Source organism: Microscilla marina ATCC 23134, assembly GCF_000169175.1.
Lineage (GTDB): Bacteria > Bacteroidota > Bacteroidia > Cytophagales > Microscillaceae > Microscilla > Microscilla marina.
Window position 1 is genome coordinate 26,244 of sequence record NZ_AAWS01000053.1, and the last position, 17,651, is coordinate 43,894.

Annotated in this window: 15 protein-coding genes; 4 read left to right on the forward strand and 11 right to left on the reverse strand. The window is 38.9% G+C overall.

Translation table 11 applies throughout. The features are described 5' to 3' along the window. Positions 1-10: 10 nt before the first annotated feature. From M23134_RS30810 to M23134_RS39185, 5 genes are all read right to left on the reverse strand, one after another. Positions 11-694, reverse strand: coding sequence for a DUF6498-containing protein (locus M23134_RS30810; protein WP_045114676.1), 684 nt, complete (start codon positions 692-694; stop codon positions 11-13). A 605-nt stretch (positions 695-1,299) separates the two neighbouring features. Beyond that, entirely contained in the window at positions 1,300-2,775 is a 1,476-nt protein-coding gene (locus M23134_RS30815; RefSeq protein WP_002703294.1) for an MBOAT family O-acyltransferase, read from the reverse strand. A 65-nt stretch (positions 2,776-2,840) separates the two neighbouring features. Beyond that, positions 2,841-3,575 carry an SGNH/GDSL hydrolase family protein gene (locus M23134_RS39180; protein ID WP_002703295.1) on the reverse strand — a complete coding sequence of 245 codons (735 nt, stop codon included), beginning with the start codon at positions 3,573-3,575 and terminating at the stop codon, positions 2,841-2,843. Positions 3,576-3,597: 22 nt separating this feature from the next. Next, positions 3,598-4,380, reverse strand: coding sequence for an SGNH/GDSL hydrolase family protein (locus tag M23134_RS30825; RefSeq protein ID WP_053337422.1), 783 nt, complete (start codon positions 4,378-4,380; stop codon positions 3,598-3,600). After that, positions 4,377-5,387 carry an SGNH/GDSL hydrolase family protein gene (locus tag M23134_RS39185; protein ID WP_002703299.1) on the reverse strand — a complete coding sequence of 337 codons (1,011 nt, stop codon included), beginning with the start codon at positions 5,385-5,387 and terminating at the stop codon, positions 4,377-4,379. The genes M23134_RS30825 and M23134_RS39185 overlap by 4 nt, the downstream gene beginning before the upstream one ends. Before the next feature lie 769 nt (positions 5,388-6,156). On the opposite strand from M23134_RS39185, the gene M23134_RS30835 reads away from it, so the two are divergent. The 3 genes from M23134_RS30835 (at position 6,157) to M23134_RS30845 (ending at position 10,816) form a co-directional block, all read left to right on the forward strand. Continuing rightward, entirely contained in the window at positions 6,157-6,783 is a 627-nt protein-coding gene (locus M23134_RS30835; RefSeq protein ID WP_002703300.1) for a lipoprotein signal peptidase, read from the forward strand. 196 nt (positions 6,784-6,979) lie between these two features. Then, positions 6,980-9,181 (forward strand): restriction endonuclease subunit M, encoded by a 2,202-nt coding sequence (locus M23134_RS30840; RefSeq protein ID WP_002703302.1) that lies wholly within the window; start codon positions 6,980-6,982, stop codon positions 9,179-9,181. 159 nt (positions 9,182-9,340) lie between these two features. Then, positions 9,341-10,816, forward strand: coding sequence for a restriction endonuclease subunit S (locus M23134_RS30845; RefSeq protein ID WP_002703304.1), 1,476 nt, complete (start codon positions 9,341-9,343; stop codon positions 10,814-10,816). 66 nt (positions 10,817-10,882) lie between these two features. Here the strand turns inward: M23134_RS30845 and M23134_RS41915 are convergent, their stop codons facing one another. From M23134_RS41915 to M23134_RS30870, 5 genes are all read right to left on the reverse strand, one after another. Beyond that, a complete protein-coding gene (locus M23134_RS41915; protein WP_002703305.1) occupies positions 10,883-11,491 on the reverse strand; it encodes a CAP domain-containing protein in 609 nt (202 codons plus the stop codon). Positions 11,492-11,597: 106 nt separating this feature from the next. Then, complete coding sequence (locus M23134_RS30855) at positions 11,598-12,491, reverse strand: TIGR04222 domain-containing membrane protein (RefSeq protein ID WP_045114677.1); 894 nt, start codon at positions 12,489-12,491, stop codon at positions 11,598-11,600. 250 nt (positions 12,492-12,741) lie between these two features. Continuing rightward, positions 12,742-13,335 carry a bifunctional nuclease family protein gene (locus tag M23134_RS30860; protein WP_002703309.1) on the reverse strand — a complete coding sequence of 198 codons (594 nt, stop codon included), beginning with the start codon at positions 13,333-13,335 and terminating at the stop codon, positions 12,742-12,744. Between the two features lie 288 nt (positions 13,336-13,623). Next, the gene (locus tag M23134_RS30865; RefSeq protein WP_002703311.1) at positions 13,624-14,592 is read right to left on the reverse strand and encodes an electron transfer flavoprotein subunit alpha/FixB family protein; all 969 of its coding nucleotides are present in this window, start codon (positions 14,590-14,592) and stop codon (positions 13,624-13,626) included. Positions 14,593-14,720: 128 nt separating this feature from the next. Beyond that, positions 14,721-15,458, reverse strand: coding sequence for an electron transfer flavoprotein subunit beta/FixA family protein (locus tag M23134_RS30870; protein WP_002703313.1), 738 nt, complete (start codon positions 15,456-15,458; stop codon positions 14,721-14,723). A 545-nt stretch (positions 15,459-16,003) separates the two neighbouring features. On the opposite strand from M23134_RS30870, the gene M23134_RS30875 reads away from it, so the two are divergent. Further along, positions 16,004-16,330, forward strand: coding sequence for a hypothetical protein (locus M23134_RS30875; protein ID WP_002703315.1), 327 nt, complete (start codon positions 16,004-16,006; stop codon positions 16,328-16,330). 420 nt (positions 16,331-16,750) lie between these two features. On the opposite strand, the gene M23134_RS30880 is transcribed toward M23134_RS30875, so the two are convergent. Next, the gene (locus M23134_RS30880; protein WP_045114678.1) at positions 16,751-17,533 is read right to left on the reverse strand and encodes an outer membrane beta-barrel protein; all 783 of its coding nucleotides are present in this window, start codon (positions 17,531-17,533) and stop codon (positions 16,751-16,753) included. Positions 17,534-17,651: the final 118 nt, after the last annotated feature.

Consider the following 17,651-nt stretch of genomic DNA (forward strand, 5'->3'; position numbering starts at 1 on the left):
AAATAATGGTTTATTGTAGGTTGTTTCCTTGTTCTTCTTGAGTTGCTCGATACTTTTCCATCATTTTTTTGTACTGAGACCTCTCCAGCAAATGACCCAAAAAGTCAAAAAATGTTTTGAGCACCACCAGCAATACAAGCAATGCCATACTTTTATTGCCCGAAGATGCCAGAAAGTAGCCACCACTAAGTGCCAGCAATTGTTGGACCGCAACCCGCATATAAGGCATAATCATTTGAGCGCCACTATCTGTATATTTGTATTCGCCTGCGATCAGGTAGTTTTTGACAAAAGAATATAAATGACTGAGCACAATAGAGAGGTAGGCGATTCCTAGCAGGGTAAGCCCTGGAACTATTTCGCGAGAAATTGCTTCTTGAGTTCCATTGTTTTTTTCAAGGTGAGAGATAAGGTCAAAGATAAAAAAGAACTGAATGGCGATGAAGCCGTTGTAGTGTATGATAAAAAATCCAGCCAGAAAAAAGTTAGAGCAACCAGGGAGTTCTTTGTTGGTACCTGCCAATACTACTTTAAAAATGTTGAATACACCTACAATAAATGTTTCAAAAACATAGAGCAGTATTACATTTGACACTGACCATTGAAGGTAAATTACCCCAAATATAGGTACCAGATTTACAATGATAAGTACAAGCACTGAAGAGTTAAGGCTTTTGGAGGCTTTGAGTGACATAGGTACCTGGGGGTAAATTATTCTAAAGTAGAAGTTCGCAACCCAAAATAATGTTTTTTTACCTAAAGTTTTGTATTTGATTGTTTTTATTGAAAAAGGGGAGCTTGGGTACATCAGTAAAAAAAGGTCCAAGTTCAACGAACTTGGACTTTTCCTGATACTACGAATGTAAAGAAAGGTTTCAGCAAGTTTGGCGGTTTCAAGACCAAACCAGTCAATACGGTTGATAGTACGTCAATAAACGTATGATACAACTTTATTGAATCTCTGCATTGTAGTTTTAGATAATTTGAGTGTACGAACTTACGAGGGGACTAGCAAATATGCAAATTTTGTGACACAGATTGTAGAAATGTAATCACATTTAGTGTAAGTATTGCTAATATAATGAGGTAAATTGTAATTAATACGAGTTAAAATACTCAGTGGCTTACCTTAACGATTGAGAGGAGTTTGTACTTTATTCCCCGGCAGTCTTGTCATATTTTTGGTTATTTTTAGGGGTTTGCACAGCAATATTGAACCACCTTAACAAAAAGCCACCAAAGGCTTAAGGGCTTGATTTTAGAAGTAACTGAGTATGAATACGATAAAATATGATGCAGTTAAAATTGAAAATAGATGAAAGGCTGTACGTTTTCAGTTTGAAACTGTAAAATTAATTGGATGACTAACACAAATATGGCTGCCTTGGCAAGCACAGGCAAGGTGCCAAAGTATTCGGCCATGCGTTCTTTGTCTTTTTCAGAAATGAAATGAATAGCAAAGCCTATTACCATCATTGCGAGTAGTGCCCCACGAGTTTGCATAAAAGGTATCAGGTAAGCCCAGTCAGTATGGAAAGCCATTTGGGTAATAGATTTGAAGGCTACAACAAAACTTTCGGCACGGAAAAACACCCACAATAATGCCACAAAATGGAAGGTAACAAACCAGTCGAGCGGTCGTAAAACTTGGCGGTTGAAGCCCATATCTTTTACTGTTTTGCTAAAAATCTTGTGCACAAACAAACCGGCTCCATGCATAGCTCCCCAAAAGACAAATTTCCAGGAGGCACCGTGCCAAAACCCCCCAATGAGCATGGTCAGCATCAAAAACAACCACTGCTTTTCTTCCCCTTTACGGTTGCCCCCCATAGGTATATAAATATAGTCGCGTAGCCAGGTAGACAGCGAAATGTGCCAACGGCGCCAAAACTCAGTAATGCTGAGCGAGTTGTAAGGGCTACGGAAGTTATCGGGTAGGCGAAAGCCCATCAATAGAGCAAGCCCGATTGCCATGTCAGAATACCCCGAAAAATCGCAATAAATCTGCAACGTATATGCATACATTGCCATAAGATTTTCGAACCCCGAATAAGTACCCGGTGCCCCGTAAATAAGGTCGGCGTATTGTGCCACATAATTGGCAATCAGTGCTTTTTTTACCAACCCTTTCAAAATCATAAATAAGCCGTCACCCATCTGATCGCGACGAAATACAATGTCTTGGTTGATTTGAGGTAAAAAGTCTTTAGCCCGTACAATAGGACCCGCTACCAGTTGAGGGAAAAAACTCAGGTAAAACCCAAAGTCCATCAGGTTGCGGCAAGGCTTAATTTCTCCTTTGTATACATCTACCAAATAACTAATCGTTTGGAAAGTATAAAAAGATACCCCGATGGGCAGGAAAATATCTAGTTTTTTAAAGTCTTTTTGAGCCAGGTAGGCGATATTATCCAGGATAAAGTTGGTATACTTAAAATACAGCAAAAAGCTGAGGTTAAAAATAATAAGCAACACCAACCAAAGCTTTCGGCGGGGATGCTCCTTGGCTGGACTAAGCCAGAGCGCGGCATAATAATCGACTACTGCCAGTACTACCAAGTTAAGCACATATATACCGCTTGATTTGTAGTAAAAAAACAAGCTAAACGCCAATACATACAACACCCTGGCAAACTTGTGTTTGTAGATAAGCAAATAAATACTTAAAAACGCAGTAAACAACACCAAAAACTCTCCACTATTAAATAGTAAAGGGGCTTTTTTGTCGTAAGCAAACATTTGAGCTATATTTTCCAGCAATGGATGATCCAGCATGTGGTAGTTTTTTTATAAGCGCTATCAGTGATTAGCCCTTGATTCTTGGCAATGGTATTGATTAATTATTGTGAGTTGTGGGCCTGTAGCTTGTCGTTTGGGCTTTGAACCTTGTCAGGTACTTTCATCAAAATCTTTTGTTTGCTTTCAGTCATAATCCAACCCGATATGGCATTTGCCCATTTTTCGTATTCTTTCCATCGAGGGTGTATGCCGTCTCCGGCGCGCTTCAGTACCAAATCTTGGGAAGGGAAAAATCTGCCTTCACCCACCCCCTCTGCCAATACTCCAGTCAGACCGTTGTCTTTGCGCCAATTGGGTGGTCCAATCCAAATAAAATTAACTTCACCTATTTGGTCAACAATGCGTTTTACAAACTTTTTATATGCGTCAAGTTGGCGGGTAAACAATTCATTTGAGCCTAACGATACCATGACATAAGTGGGTTTTAACTCCTCTATGAGTGCCTTCATACGTTTGCCTTGCCAGGCTAGAATACTTGAACTGGTTTTGGCAACCGCGGTAAACTTGTGCCCGTTCTGTTTGGCCAGCAACGAAAAAGGGTGTCGCAAACCATCTGCCATCGAGTCGCCAATCAGTAATACATGTTGCGCACTGCTATCAATCAACATTGATGAATCTACCTTGTTGGCTTCTATATATGCCTGAAGCGTCAGGTCAAGCGGAGTGTATATTACCTCACCTTCGGGTAAGTTTTCTTCGCAGCCCCACACCATAGCAAGCAATAAGCCTAGGAATAAGCTATGGGCACCTCTTCTGATAAAGTATTTTATTGTCATTTTTGTAAAGTAGTATCCGTTGTTATTTTTTGAATATTTTTTTGCTTGATTTTCTGCGTGCGATTGCTGGATTCTCCAACCTGATTTTATGTTTACTTTCCGTCATAATCCATTTACTTAAAGCATCAGACCAAGCCACACTGCCACGAAGGTTAGGGTGAATGCCATCACTTTGCCGGGTAATTTTGACGTTTTCTGAGGGGAAGAACCGGTCTTTGCCCACCACAGCGAGAATGGCTTCATTAATACCCGTGTCTTTGCGCCAATTGGGTGGTCCTGCCCATATCACTGGAGTATCTCCCGCCTGTTTTATAATATCTTTAATATACTCCTTTCTCTGAGGTATATCTTGTACAAACAACTCATTGGCACCCAACACGACAATCACATAAGTAGGTTTATGAATCGCAATGGCTGTTTTGAGTTGTTTGCTTGTGCTCCAGCCTGCCGTATGCGAACTGGCTTGCGATACCACCGTCAGGCGATGTCCATTGTATGCCGCATATTTTCTAAAGCCATATTCTAACCCGGCCGCCCCTGCCATTGAATCGCCAATCAATAAAATGTGTTGAGCCTGACGGTTTACTTTGGTTTGCTCCACTGCTTTTTGGGGTGTTTTGGCTGGTTGGGTCACTTGTGCAGGCATGGCGGCTGATTTATTGAGTGCTGCACGAGCCTGTTTTGTTTTTTCATCGTGGTTATGGCGAGACGCTGGTTCTTCGCAGCTCCACACTGCCAATAAAATGAACCACCCTCCCAAAAAACAGCGATGACCTATTCTTATAAACAAATTTTTTGTCCTCATTTTTGTGAAGTAGTATCTGTTTTCCTGTTTGTAGAGTCTTTGCTTGTTTTAGCTTTATCTTTTTTGGGTAGTTTAATTCTTGCTGCAATTGGGTTAATCAACCTTATTTTGTGTTTGCTGGCATACATAATCCAGGTGGTGAGCGTATCAGTCCAGGTAACACTCCCCTTAATATCAGGGTGGATGCCGTCGTACTGGCGACTCATTTTGATGTGTTCAGACAAGAAAAAACGATCTTTGCCTACAATAGAGCGAATAGCAGCATTAATGCCAGTATCTTTACGCCAGTTGGGCGGTCCTACCCATATCACTGGAATGTTTCCAGCTTGTTTTAATATATCTCTGATGTATTTTTTTCTTTGGGGTATGTCTCGTACAAACAGTTCGTTGGCTCCCAGGCCAATAATGATAAAGGTAGGTTTGTAAGTAGCTATTGCCGCTTTGAGTTTTTTTTGCTGACTCCAAAGAGCAGTGGTAGAGCTGGGTTGTGATATCACCGTTAGGCGATGCCCGTTATACATAGCGTATTTTCTAAAGCCATATTCCAGCCCGGCAGCCCCAGCCATTGAGTCGCCAGCAAGCAATATATGTTGGGTCTTGGTGTTTACCCCGGCGGGCATAACTACGTTTAGTGGTATTCCTCGTTTTTTGGCTATTTTGAGGTTAGTTTCCAGATTGCCCGATCCGGCAGGTACATTGTTTACCTTGGTAGCATCGGCTTTGGCTTTGTTTCCTTTGTTGGCTGTTTGGTTAATTGAATCGGCTTTTGCCAATGAATCTTCACGTAATTTTTTATCAATAAAAGCAGTGATTTTGTCGGTTACAGGTTTCCAGAGTATGTCTTCCTGAGGCTCAAGGTTCAAAAAAGCCTTCATTCTGGTTTGCTTTATCTCTACATTCAAAGACAAGGGTTTGTCCCAAAGCGAATAAGCCAATAGTGATCCTATGATTAACAAAAAGAGGGCTATTACTTCTAGTAAAGGTTTACGTTCCTTGATATATTCCATGTAATACGAGCAATCAACATTGCATTGAGTGTTTCAATAATCTATTCAAACGATAAATTTTGAAAGCTGTAAATACAAATGTATGTTAAAGCAACTTTTTATAAAAATTTCAACCACCTTTAATCATTAATTGTACCTTTTACAATAGTCTGCGGCATTTAGCCCATAGCCCCAACAAGGTTCTAGGTACCCCCTGTTTAACTCCGTTGAGCTCATCACAGCAAACTGCTGCCCCGATAAATATAAATCGGGATTTAGAAATAGATTGGGTTTATAGGCAACTAACAAACTCATAGTGTGCTTACTTTCAGTGGTTTACGAATTGGTGAGTTAAAAAAACAAAACAGCTTAGAGATAGGACAGGAGAAAAAATATATAAAGGTCTATTGTGGGGCATTTTATCTGTAGTATTCAGCCCAATATTCTGTAGTGATTTTAGTCAAAGTTGTTTGCTGGTTATCAGTTATTGATGAATTTAAAAACTATTTAATTGGATGTTTAGGCGTAAAGCCGAAACACTTTTAAAAATAAAGCGAGTACGCAATATTAATATAAAATACTGGTTTACAGTATTTAACAAGGTGAACATTTACTCGAATCAGCTATCGACTATCGACTAAATACTATGGACTATTGTAGCCGCAGCTCTGGCTAATTTTTTGAACTAAACCCCCAACATTCCGTTTTTGTAGATATTGAATAAGCCCTCAATGATCACTTTTGGAGATAGAGAAGTTGTTTAACTAATTGTGTAGTTATATATTGCGTTATGAAGAAAAACCATTTATATTATGCCTATGCTCTTCGCATTGTTTTGCTCGATCAACTGTTAAAACTATTAGTTCATTTCAATATGCAGCAAGAGCAGGAGGTTGCCTTGATTGGCAACTGGTTCAAGCTTCATTATACGCTTAACCCTGGTATGGCATTTGGTTTTGAGTTTGGGTCGTTTTACGGTAAACTGTTACTTACTATTTTTCGACTTGCCATCATCTTAGGCATAGGGTGGTATCTGCACAAATTGATTCAACGCAAAGCCCACAAAGGCTTAATCTGGAGCCTGGTATTAATTTTTGCCGGAGGGTTAGGCAACCTGATTGACAGTATTTTTTATGGGGCGTTTCTTGGGCTTGCCACCTTTGACGCCGCCACTCCCTGGTTACACGGGCAAGTAATAGACATGCTTTTTATAGATGTAGGCCCTATAGCTTTGCCCCATTGGGTGCCTAAGTTTGGCGGACTTACCGTATCAGCGCCTATTTTCAATATTGCTGATATATCGGCTTTTGTGGGCATTGTCATGGTGGTAATCTTACATCGACGATTTTTTATCACTGAAGAGCCTTCTCCCTCCACACCTCCACCTTCTACAGATCTTCAGCAACAACCTAAGTAGGCTTTTCAATAAAAAATAATGTCTAAGAATTTAACAAAAGCCTTGGTGTAATTTACATCAGGGCTTTTTGATTGTTTTAGTTGGTTGGATATGTTGTTTTTTATAATCTTAATAGTTAAAAATTTTAATCAAAATGTTTTATTTATTAATTTTTTTAATTCTTTTGCATTTATAAAACAACAATTAGCCAAGCCATATGTCCAAAAACCTGATATCAAAAGGCGTAGCCAACCATCTCATTGAAATTGCTGACGATCAAAGACAAATTACCTATTTGCACCAAAATAAAAAGCGGAATTACACTTATCCCGAAGAGCAAGTGCAGGCGGTTACTTTTCTTAAACTCGTATTGATTTATGGTTATCCAGTAGAGCAAGTAAGGTTATTGGTACCCATAAAAATCGGAGCAGGCAGAAAAAAAGAGGCAGACATGGTGGTATACAGCGATACGGCGTGTACTGTGCCCCATATAGTAGTAGAATGCAAAAAAGCCGATGCCTCGGAAATGGAGTTCAAAGAAGGCGTTGCCCAAGCCTATAGCTATGCTTGTGGCATATCAAAAAAACCGATGTATGCCTGGATCACTTCTGGTACTAAAAATCAAACCTTTTTTATTGGAGACGAAAACACCGTGATGACCACCAAGCCCGATATTCCCCGGTATGGCAATGTGGGGGTAGAAGCATATAAATATGCCAAAGGTGGGCGTAAGGGCAATGAAGACTCGCTGGGTGACAATATCAAGCAAAAGTTTTTTGATATAGAAACAGTCAGTGAAAGTGACCTTACCCGCCGTTTCAAGCTGGCACATAATGCTTTATGGGCAGGAGGGGAACTCAACCCTTCTACAGCGTTTGACGAGCTCGATAAGTTGATCTTTTGCAAAATATGGGATGAACGCAAACTAAGAAAAAAAGGAGAGGCGTATGACTTTCAAGTGTTTAATACGTCGTTGCCCAAAAATGCTACTTCAGAGCAAATTACCCGCGCTGAGCACAAAAATTCAAATGAGTTATTTGCCCGGATTAAAAAGCTATATGCCGAAGGCAAACGTCAAGACCCAGAAGTATTTAAAGATGACATCAGGCTTAAGCCTGTTAAAGTAAAAGCAGTGGTGGGGTACCTGGAAGGGATAAATCTGAAAGATACCGACCTGGACAGCAAAGGAAAAGCATTTGAAACCTTTATGGGTTCTTATTTTCGTGGCGACTTTGGGCAATACTTTACCCCTCGCAACATTGTTCAGTTTATTATTAATGTATTGCCCATTACCAACCACTCACGGGTGTTAGATACGTCTTGTGGCAGTGGAGGTTTTTTGTTGTATACCCTTGAAAAAATAAGAAAACAGGCAGATGAGTATTTTGAAAATCAAAAAGGAGACCCTGAAAACGACATTGCCGAGGGAGCAGATCATCATCGTTACTGGCACGACTTTGTGTCAAAAAAACTATTTGGGATAGAAATCAATGAGCAAATTGCCCGCACTGCCAAAATGAATATGATTATTCATAACGATGGGCAAACCAATGTGATAGCTGCCGATGGTTTGCTCAAAGATGAAGCCTTGCGTCAAAGAAGCCATAATCGTGAATTTAAATACAATAGTTTTGATTTTATTGTAACCAACCCACCCTTTGGAAGTGTAGTAAAACAGCTCGAAAAAGCCTATTTGCATCAATACAAGTTAGGCAATAAAGACGTAAGCTGGCTGGATACCAAAAACTCAGCAGTGCAGGGGCGTGCCAACCAAAGCACCGAGGTGCTTTTTATTGAACAATGTTGGTATTTTCTCAAAGAAGGCGGCACGCTGGCTATAGTAGTGCCTGATGGCATACTTACCAATAGTAGCCTGCAATATGTGCGTGATCGTATAGAAGAGTGGTACCGTATAGTGGCAGTAGTATCTATGCCGCAAACTGCCTTTGCGCATACCGGAGCTGGGGTAAAAAGCTCAGTGTTGTTTCTAAAAAAATGGGACAAAGCCACTACTGAGTCGTTGCAAAGTATAAAAGATCGCCTTAAGAATAATATAAAAACTACCCACCATTACGAGGCTACTATTGAACGTATCGAAAAAGAAAAAAAGGATATCATCAAAGCACATCGGGGCTTTGAAAATACCACTTCCGAAACAGACAGAAAAGCCATAGCAAAAACACCTGCCTTTAAAGCTTGGAAAAAAGGCATTCAGCAGAAGTACACCAATGCTATCAACCAACTCAAAACCAACTTACACGATCAATATATACAGCAAAAACAAATTGTATTGCCTGATTACAGCATTTTTATGGCTATAGCCGAAGACATTGGCTATGATGCCACTGGCAAAACCACCCCCAACAATGAGTTGGTAGCAATTGGCGAAGCATTGGAAAAGTTTATGGCGACTTTATAGTAAGTAGCAGCAAGCAATTAGCTATAAGCTACAAGTAAACAAATTTAATATACGCCATTGGTTTACAATGATTAATAAGGTAAACATTTACTCGAATCAGCTATGGACTACGGACTAAATGCTATGGACTATTGACATAAGATCATCAACAAAAAGTATATGAGCAATTTTGTATTAAGCGATCAAGTGAATCAAGAAAAAGTGTTTTTGTTGCGACACTCACAGGTTATAGAACGGCTCGATCCTATTTACTATCAATCTGTAGACAATTTACCCCTTGTTAAACAAACTGTTTACCCTGTGTATAAGCTGTTAGATGTTATAAAAACGCAACGGGGAAGGTTTGGGCATAGACCCAGAAATGATCCAGCGTTTTATGGGGGCAAATACCCTTTTATTCAAACTGGCGATATAGTGAAAGCAAGCCAAAGCGATGGTAAAGTGGTTTATAGTCAGACTTTAAATGAAAAAGGGGTAAATACAAGTAGGTTGTTTCAACCAAATGTGTTGGTAATGACGATTGCTGCAAACATTGGAGATACGGCTATTTTAGACTATCCAGCTTGTTTTCCTGATAGCTTAATTGCACTTTATCCAAAGGATAAGCGCCTGAATATAAACTATTTAAATGTTTATTTTAAATTTATCAAACCGTATCTTGAAAAGCTGGCGCCACAGTCTGCACAAAAGAATATCAACATTCAGCAGTTATCGTCTATACCCATCATAGTTCCGCCAGAAGATAGGCAACGGCAAATATGCCTGAAGTATGATAAAGTGGTACACGTAAAGCAACAAAAACTAGAGCAAGCCCAACAGCTATTGGTAGGCATTAATCACTATTTACTGAAAGAGTTGGGGATTGTATTGCCCAAAAAAGATACCTCTTTGCAAAGCAGAATATTTACTGTGCCTATGCGAGCGGTAAGTGGAGGGCGGTTTGATCCTAAAAGATACGATAAAAATGTAAAAGACCTTAAAGGAGCCATTGAAGGGAATAGGTTTGATTCTACAAAGCTCAAAACGTTGATCGTATCCAGTAGGGCAGGAGATTGGGGGAAGGATGAAAATACAAACCCAGGTAGTGAGTATTGCAGGTGTTTGGTAGTTCGGGCTACAGAATTTGACAATGTATACAATTTGAAATTAAAGAATAACCGGGTAAAGCATAGGCTTATACATCAAGAAAAGATAAAAGAGATAGATATTCGTCCCAACGATTTATTAATAGAAAAATCTGGAGGTAGTCAGGATCAGCCGGTAGGGAGAGTAGCCATTCTCAGGGAAGAGTTATTGGTAAAAGAGCAAATATGTTACAGTAATTTTATTCATAAAATAAGAGTCAATAGCCAAAAAGTATTGCCTGAGTATTTATTTTGCTTTTTAAAAACCGTACATCATATCAAATTAACCGATGCTATGCAAAGTCAAACCAATGGAATTAGAAACTTGATTATGCCTGATTATTTAGAGCAAACCATTCCCCTGCCTAACCTTGCCAAACAAAGCGCAATAGTAGCTCATATTCAAGACCTGAGAGATCGGGCAAAACAGCTACAGGCTGAGGCAAACCAAGCATTGGCGCAAGCCAAACAAGAAATAGAACAGATGATATTAGGAGACAGCAGACAATAATGGCAAAACAAAAAGCCCTGATGTAGCATTACATCAGGGCTTGAATTGTTATATTAATAAGTTTATTTATTTGCTTTTTCCTAGTACCATTGTCCAGTAATTACCAGTGGCAGACCTGGCAATGCCTATCTCGTTAGAGTTTCCGTTCATTATGTTGTTACAGTGTCCGGTGCTTTCCAACCAACCTTTAATTACTGCTTCTTCACTACTATACCCCCAGGCAATGTTTTCACCCGTGGGGAATCCTGTATAACCAGCATCTTTGGCGCGTTCGCTGAATTTAGAACCGTTTTTTCCTGTGTGGCTAAAGTAATCCTGCGCTTGCATATCGTTGCTATGGTCTAAAGCTGCTTTTGCCAGCTCATCATTCCACTTAATTGCTGTCACTGGAGGTTTTGCGTTACTTCCGCAAGTAGTCCCTTTGGTTCGGGCTTCATTTACCAAGGCCAATATTTTGTCCTTGTCTAGGTTGAAGCTGGTAGAGCCAGACGAGCCGCCGCTATTTCCATTGTTGTTGTCATCGTCGCCGCCTCCACTATTATCGTTATCATCAGTGCCACCATTGTTTCCACTATTGGTAGTGGTATTATCTGGTTCAACATCTTGCTTGACACAGGAGGCAGTCATGAACACAATACAAAAAATAAGCAGGGTAGTATAGTTAAGCTTTAACATAATACAAAGGGTTTATATGTAATTTAGATACACAAAAATATACGTTTAAATCGTTTTTTAGATTCGCCATGTACCTTTATTTGCATTAAACCACTGTAGTAGATATTCAGGTTTCTAATTGTGGGTTCGCCGACAAGTTATTGAGGTACTTCTGTGGCATTTGTGCCCAGCTGTGTTGATTTGGTTTTTTGTTTTTGAGCATTTTCAGCAGAGAAGCCATCTCTTGCTTATCGTCTTTGAGCAAACTGGTAACCACCAACTTATATTTATTGCTTTTGGCAGGGCTTAAGTCTTTATAGCTGTTTTTCAAGCTGCTCAAATATTTTTGTCCCTGTTTGGTTACCCGGTCAAGCTTTGCTACGTGTGTAATGAGCATCATACCCAACATACCTACAAACAACAAGCTCCAAATACCTGTCCGGGCTTTTTCGGTTCCTAATAAATAACGATAAGAACCTAGGGTCAGTGTAAAAAGAATAAAAATACCTCGCAACTTATTTAGCCGATTGAGCACAGGCTGAGGGTAAAGTAAGTTAAAATTGGTCAATTGGGTCTCCATAGTTGCTTCGGTTTTCCACAAGTCTTCGTGTAGTTCCTGGTGATTGATAATCTTATGCCATGACTCGTTTGAGGCAGCATAATGAAAAATAGTTTGTTCGACTTTACTCAAGTCTTTGACTGGAGGGTGTGTAGCAGTAGCTTTTACTTTGTAGCCAAACCAGTGCCTCTTGGGCTTGGTGAGGTAGCCTTCTTGTATCAATTGGAACAATACTGTACGAATATAGCCAGGTAAACCATTGTTTAAATAGGCTATTTGTAAAGGGCTTGAAATTTTGATATGTTGTTGAGTCGCTTTCTTATAGTAATTGTCTTTAATTTTTTTGCTTACAATTATAAGCAAAGAAAGCATTGCCAGAATGGCAAGTATATACAATGCGATAAATTTATAGAAAGATATCGATAGTATATTATTATCGAGGGTTAATATTATGTTTGTCATCACTTACTTATTTTGGTGTTACTACATTGAACGCGAATTTACCCTCTATTGTTCCTGTTTTTAACTGTTATTCCAAATAAAAAAATGCATATACTTATTTATATGTTTTTTATTTGGAATAATTGTATTTTTTGGAATAAAATTTTATTGCATAAGCAAACTAATATCTCTATACAGGGCATAAAAAAACTCACAACCAAGGCTGTGAGTTTGTTCCCCCGCAGGAGGGATGATATTTTTTTGGCAACAACTAATTACGACGATTCATTTCATCACGAATTTGGGCTGCTCTTTCGTAATCTTCATTTTCCAGGGCCTCATCAAGTAACTCCTGCAGTTTGTCGCTGGTGTAATCCTTGATTTGCTCGGTAGACGATAGTTCGCTTACTTCTTCTTCCTCTGGTATGATCGAGTCTTCTTCGCCTTCTTCAGATTCCGACAATACAATGCCCGCTTCTGACATAATGGTTTCATAAGTGTATATAGGTACACTAAACCTTAAGCCTATAGCGATGGCGTCTGAAGGACGGGCATCTACTTCTACTGTTTGAGTGCCATCCGTACAAACAATCTTGGCATAAAAAACGCCTTCACGCAGATCGGATATGAGAATTTCTAATACTGAAAAGTTAAACGATTCAGCAAATGATTTGAACAAGTCATGGGTCATTGGACGATTGGGAACGATTTTCTCAATTTCGATGGCAATGGCTTGAGCTTCGAACATTCCAATGATAATAGGAAGGCGTCTGTTTCCTTTAGACTCTCCCATAACCAAAGCAAATGAACCAGATTGTGATTGACTAGATGATAGGCCAAGAATTTTAAGTTTTATCTTACTCACTGTGCTTGAAAACGGCTTTAGTATTTAATCGAATAAATTTCAGATGTAAAGGTATAAAAACTTACTACAATAATTATTGAATACCCTTGAATTTTCAGGAAGTTAATTAAACATTACTGTATAGGATTAACTTCTGGTAAGTGGAATACCAAACAAATATACAAGAAATTTGTCCCTAATCAAATTTAAGCAATTTTGTATGTGTTTTTTGCAAAATAAAACCTCTTGACAGCCAGCTAAGGTGCTTTTTGTCAAGAGGTTAAATATTTAAAATGAGTTATACAGCCTTTATTTGGCTGATTTTACTGCGTCAATCAACTTAGGTACTATTTCAAAAGCATCGCCTACAATACCATAGTCTGCTGCTTTAAAAAATGGTGCTTCCGGGTCTTTATTGATAACTACAATGGTTTTAGAAGAGCTTACCCCAGCAAGGTGTTGGATGGCTCCTGAAATACCCACTGCAATATACAAACTAGGAGAAACCTTTACTCCGGTTTGTCCTACGTGCTCGTGGTGAGGTCTCCAGTCCATGTCAGACACAGGCTTAGAGCAACCAGTAGCCGCGCCTAGTTCGTCGGCAAGTTCTTCAATCATTCCCCAGTTTTCTGGTCCTTTCAAACCACGTCCACCCGATACTACAAGGTCAGCTTCTGGTAATAAGATTTGTCCAGTTACTTTATCGGTTTTAGTGATTTTCACATTAAAGTCAGCTTCTTCAATGTTTACGGTAGTATCTACCACCTCTGCAGTGGCATCAGTAGGCTCAGGTGCATAAGCGCCTTTTTTAAGGGCAAGGATTTTCTTGTCAGAAGTCATGTTCGTAAACTGGAATGCTTTACCAGTATATACACTTCTTTTTACCTTAAATCCAGCCGATGTATCTGGCAAACTTACTACATTAGAAGCCAATCCGGCTTTCAAACGAGCGGCTACACGTGCCGATACAGCATCGCCTAAAGACGATTTGGCAAGTACAATTACGTTGGCATTTTGTTGCTCAGCTACTTGATGCATTACGCTGGCATACGCCTGAATCACTCCATTGTTCAAACGCTCATCCGAAACGTTTAACACTTTGTTGATTCCGTAGTTTCCTATAGTAGCCAATTTATCTGCACCTACAGTATTTCCCAATACCAAGGCGTTGGCTTCTGTTCCTAACATTTTGGCTACTTCAGCTCCGTAACCAACAGCTTCAAGTGATGAACCTCTTAGTTCACCATCGGCGAGTTCTACAAAAACTAGTACTGACATATATTTTTATTACGTAGTAATTTCTAAAAAAAAATTAGGGTTTGGGTGCTAGGGATTAGGTACTTGGCTTGAATGAGGGATTTTACTATGTGACAATCCCCAGCTCCTAGTACCTAAAACCTAGTACCTTATATAACTTTAGCCTCGTTTTTCAACAAGCTTACCAATTCAGCAGTATTATCTGCATCAATTAGTTTTACGTCGGTACGAGGAGCGGGCAATTCGTAAGACTCAGGAGCTGTAAGGGTGTCGTTGTTGGCAGGAGTAATCACCTTAAGGGGCTTCTTACGGGCACCCATGATACCTCTCATGTTTGGAATCTTCCATTCAGCAATTGGTTCCTGACAACCCAATACCAATGGTAGTGAAGCTTCTAAGTATTCTTTTCCACCTTCTATTTCACGGGCCATTTTCGCCACTCCTTTGTCAATGTCCAGTTTCATTACTGGTGAAAGTGAAGGTATGCCTAACATTTCGCCTACCATTCCGTGCACTTGTCCTCCATTATAGTCACTAGACTCTCTACCCATCATGATTAAGTCATAGTTTTCTGCTTTGGCTACTTCTGCTATTTGTTGGGCAACAAAATAAGCATCTGTTGGTTCAGCGTCTATGCGAATGGCATCATCGGCACCAATAGCCAAGGCTTTGCGGATGGTTGGTTCAGTGTCTTGTTGCCCTACATTCAACGCCGTTATTGTACCTCCCAATTGTTCTTTTATTTCAACTGCGCGAGCTATTGCATAGTCATCATAAGGACCAATCACAAACTGCAATCCACCTTTATCAAGCTCAGTGTTGTCGTTAGTAAAAGTGATTTTAGAAGTTGTATCGGGAACATGCGTAATACAAACTAATATTTTCATTCGTATAGAAATTTTAAAATGTTGATAAATCACCTCACTTATCCCTTACTTCAAGTTGTTACAAAAACAAAAGAAGTATCAGTACGATGAGTAAGGGTAAAATGGAAACATTCAGATAAATTTTTTGTTCAAGCCTTATGTTATACCTAAAACTAAAAAATTACCAGGCGTTTCATTTATATTATGTTTTATTGTATTAACTGTTTTAAATTGGTGTGAATTTAGGCAATATTCCTTGAATAATATAGGTAATCATGGGGTAATTTTAGTATGCGTGCATACCTTTTTTTGCATCGAAAGGACTAATGATAGTTTTAGTTGTACAATTCAATGGAGTAGACTTGTCTTGAGTGATTTTCTTAGGTTTCAATGGACTATTTGGCGTTCTTCATTCTTGTTTATTTTACTCCTAATTGTAGGTGATGTAAGTTAAAAAAGAATGGCAAGTACTCAAAAGTAGCTATATAAGACCAAAGATGATTATTTATGATGAGTGCACAAGCTGAAATTTAGTTTAACTTAATATTCTAAAAACAAAATTTTATATGTCACAATCTCGCTTAGAGCAATTACTTGGCTTTTTGGAAGAAGAACCCAACGAACCGTTTAATATATATGCTATAGCTTTGGAGTATACCAAACACAAACCTTTGGAGGCGTTGGTTTATTTTGAAAAATTACTGCAAAACCATCCTGCTTATGTGCCTACCTACTATCATGCGGGCAAACTTTATGAAGAACTTGAAGAGGAAGCAAAAGCCGAAGCAGTGTATAAGAAAGGGGTAGAGGTAGCTACTGCGCAAAACGAGACGTTGGCGTTGCGCGAATTGCAAAATGCCTATCAGGAATTTCTGGATTTTAAAGATATGTAGTGGCTATAAACAGGCACATTAGTGATCTGGAAAAAATAAGATGTGCCAATTTAAGAAAATATATTGTTCTCAGACGATTCAAAAAAAACGGTGCATAGCCAAAGCTATGAGGCTTTTTTTTTGAGAAGAATGAGGGCAATAGATACACTTTAATGGCTCAAATTATTTATGAAAGATCACTTATTTACCAAAAGGCAATAAAAAAACTCCCTGAGTTTTCAGGGAGTTGGTTATATTTTTTATCGTAAGTGATCTGGAAAAAATAAGATGTGCTAATTCAAGAAAATATATTGTTCTCAGACGATTCAAAAAAAACGGTGCATAGCCGAAGCTATGAAGCTTTTTTTTTGAGAAGAATGAGGGTAATAGATACACTTTAATGGCTCAAATTATTTATAAAAGATCACTAAACGTTTTTGATTATAACTTAATTACAATACCTATATTAGCCATAATCATATCGGTACGGGATGTGCGAGGTTGTATGTTGTTTCCACCAACTGTAGAACCTAACTCATTATTACTAGTACCATTGTCAGTAGTGATAGTTACATCAAAATCTCGAATGTCTTCACGAGTATAATAAGAGGCTTGTCCACCTAGTAAATAGCGAGCCCCCAGGTTTAAACCAAACTGTCCACCCCCAAACATAATATGAAAGCCACCTCCAAATCCATAACTTAAAGCAGTGCTTTGTTGTAAAGTTTCCCCTGCAATTTCAGAGTTTCTTTGCAATTCTTCTACATTGATTATATTACTGGTAGAAGTAATGTTTTTGATAGAAGTACGGGTATAAAAGTGTTTAAAACCGATCAATCCTTCAAAATAAGGTTGCACTAATGGCAAAGGGATTTTAGTTCTTAAAATTGCGTGACCATTAATCAGGTTGTTACTGGTAGCAATATCAAAATTGATTGGAATACTAGTATTGATGATATTTACATTGATGTTTTTTTGTATGTTTCGTGTACCCATTCCCTGAAAACCAAAATCTAAACCAATATACACTGGTACTTGAGGGGCAAAAGGAAAAAAGGCATTTAGGTTTATGCCTACTCCAGTATTGGGGTTTTGTGCTTGAAACTCATTTAAGGGGAACCCTCCTGAGACATCAAATCCAAAATGAATTTGTGCCTGTGAAGTATTTGTAGTGCATAAGGCAAACAGACCTAGTAAACACAATGTGAAGATACTTTTTCTCATAATGTCGTTTTTAATTTGTAAGGTATTGTAAAAAATTTGTGAAATAAAATCATTTATATGAAACAATGTGACGTATAAAAAAGGCTCAAATATAGTGCCCTCAAACCTCCACCAGCAG

Bases quoted from the DNA above. Each gene is read 5' to 3' on its own strand.
- M23134_RS30810 (WP_045114676.1), bottom strand. From the start codon at position 694: ATGTCACTCAAAGCCTCCAAAAGCCTTAACTCTTCAGTGCTTGTACTT.
- M23134_RS30815 (WP_002703294.1), bottom strand. From the start codon at position 2,775: ATGCTGGATCATCCATTGCTGGAAAATATAGCTCAAATGTTTGCTTAC.
- M23134_RS39180 (WP_002703295.1), bottom strand. From the start codon at position 3,575: ATGACAATAAAATACTTTATCAGAAGAGGTGCCCATAGCTTATTCCTA.
- M23134_RS30825 (WP_053337422.1), bottom strand. From the start codon at position 4,380: ATGAGGACAAAAAATTTGTTTATAAGAATAGGTCATCGCTGTTTTTTG.
- M23134_RS39185 (WP_002703299.1), bottom strand. From the start codon at position 5,387: ATGGAATATATCAAGGAACGTAAACCTTTACTAGAAGTAATAGCCCTC.
- M23134_RS30835 (WP_002703300.1), top strand. From the start codon at position 6,157: ATGAAGAAAAACCATTTATATTATGCCTATGCTCTTCGCATTGTTTTG.
- M23134_RS30840 (WP_002703302.1), top strand. From the start codon at position 6,980: ATGTCCAAAAACCTGATATCAAAAGGCGTAGCCAACCATCTCATTGAA.
- M23134_RS30845 (WP_002703304.1), top strand. From the start codon at position 9,341: ATGAGCAATTTTGTATTAAGCGATCAAGTGAATCAAGAAAAAGTGTTT.
- M23134_RS41915 (WP_002703305.1), bottom strand. From the start codon at position 11,491: ATGTTAAAGCTTAACTATACTACCCTGCTTATTTTTTGTATTGTGTTC.
- M23134_RS30855 (WP_045114677.1), bottom strand. From the start codon at position 12,491: ATGACAAACATAATATTAACCCTCGATAATAATATACTATCGATATCT.
- M23134_RS30865 (WP_002703311.1), bottom strand. From the start codon at position 14,592: ATGTCAGTACTAGTTTTTGTAGAACTCGCCGATGGTGAACTAAGAGGT.
- M23134_RS30870 (WP_002703313.1), bottom strand. From the start codon at position 15,458: ATGAAAATATTAGTTTGTATTACGCATGTTCCCGATACAACTTCTAAA.
- M23134_RS30875 (WP_002703315.1), top strand. From the start codon at position 16,004: ATGTCACAATCTCGCTTAGAGCAATTACTTGGCTTTTTGGAAGAAGAA.
- M23134_RS30880 (WP_045114678.1), bottom strand. From the start codon at position 17,533: ATGAGAAAAAGTATCTTCACATTGTGTTTACTAGGTCTGTTTGCCTTA.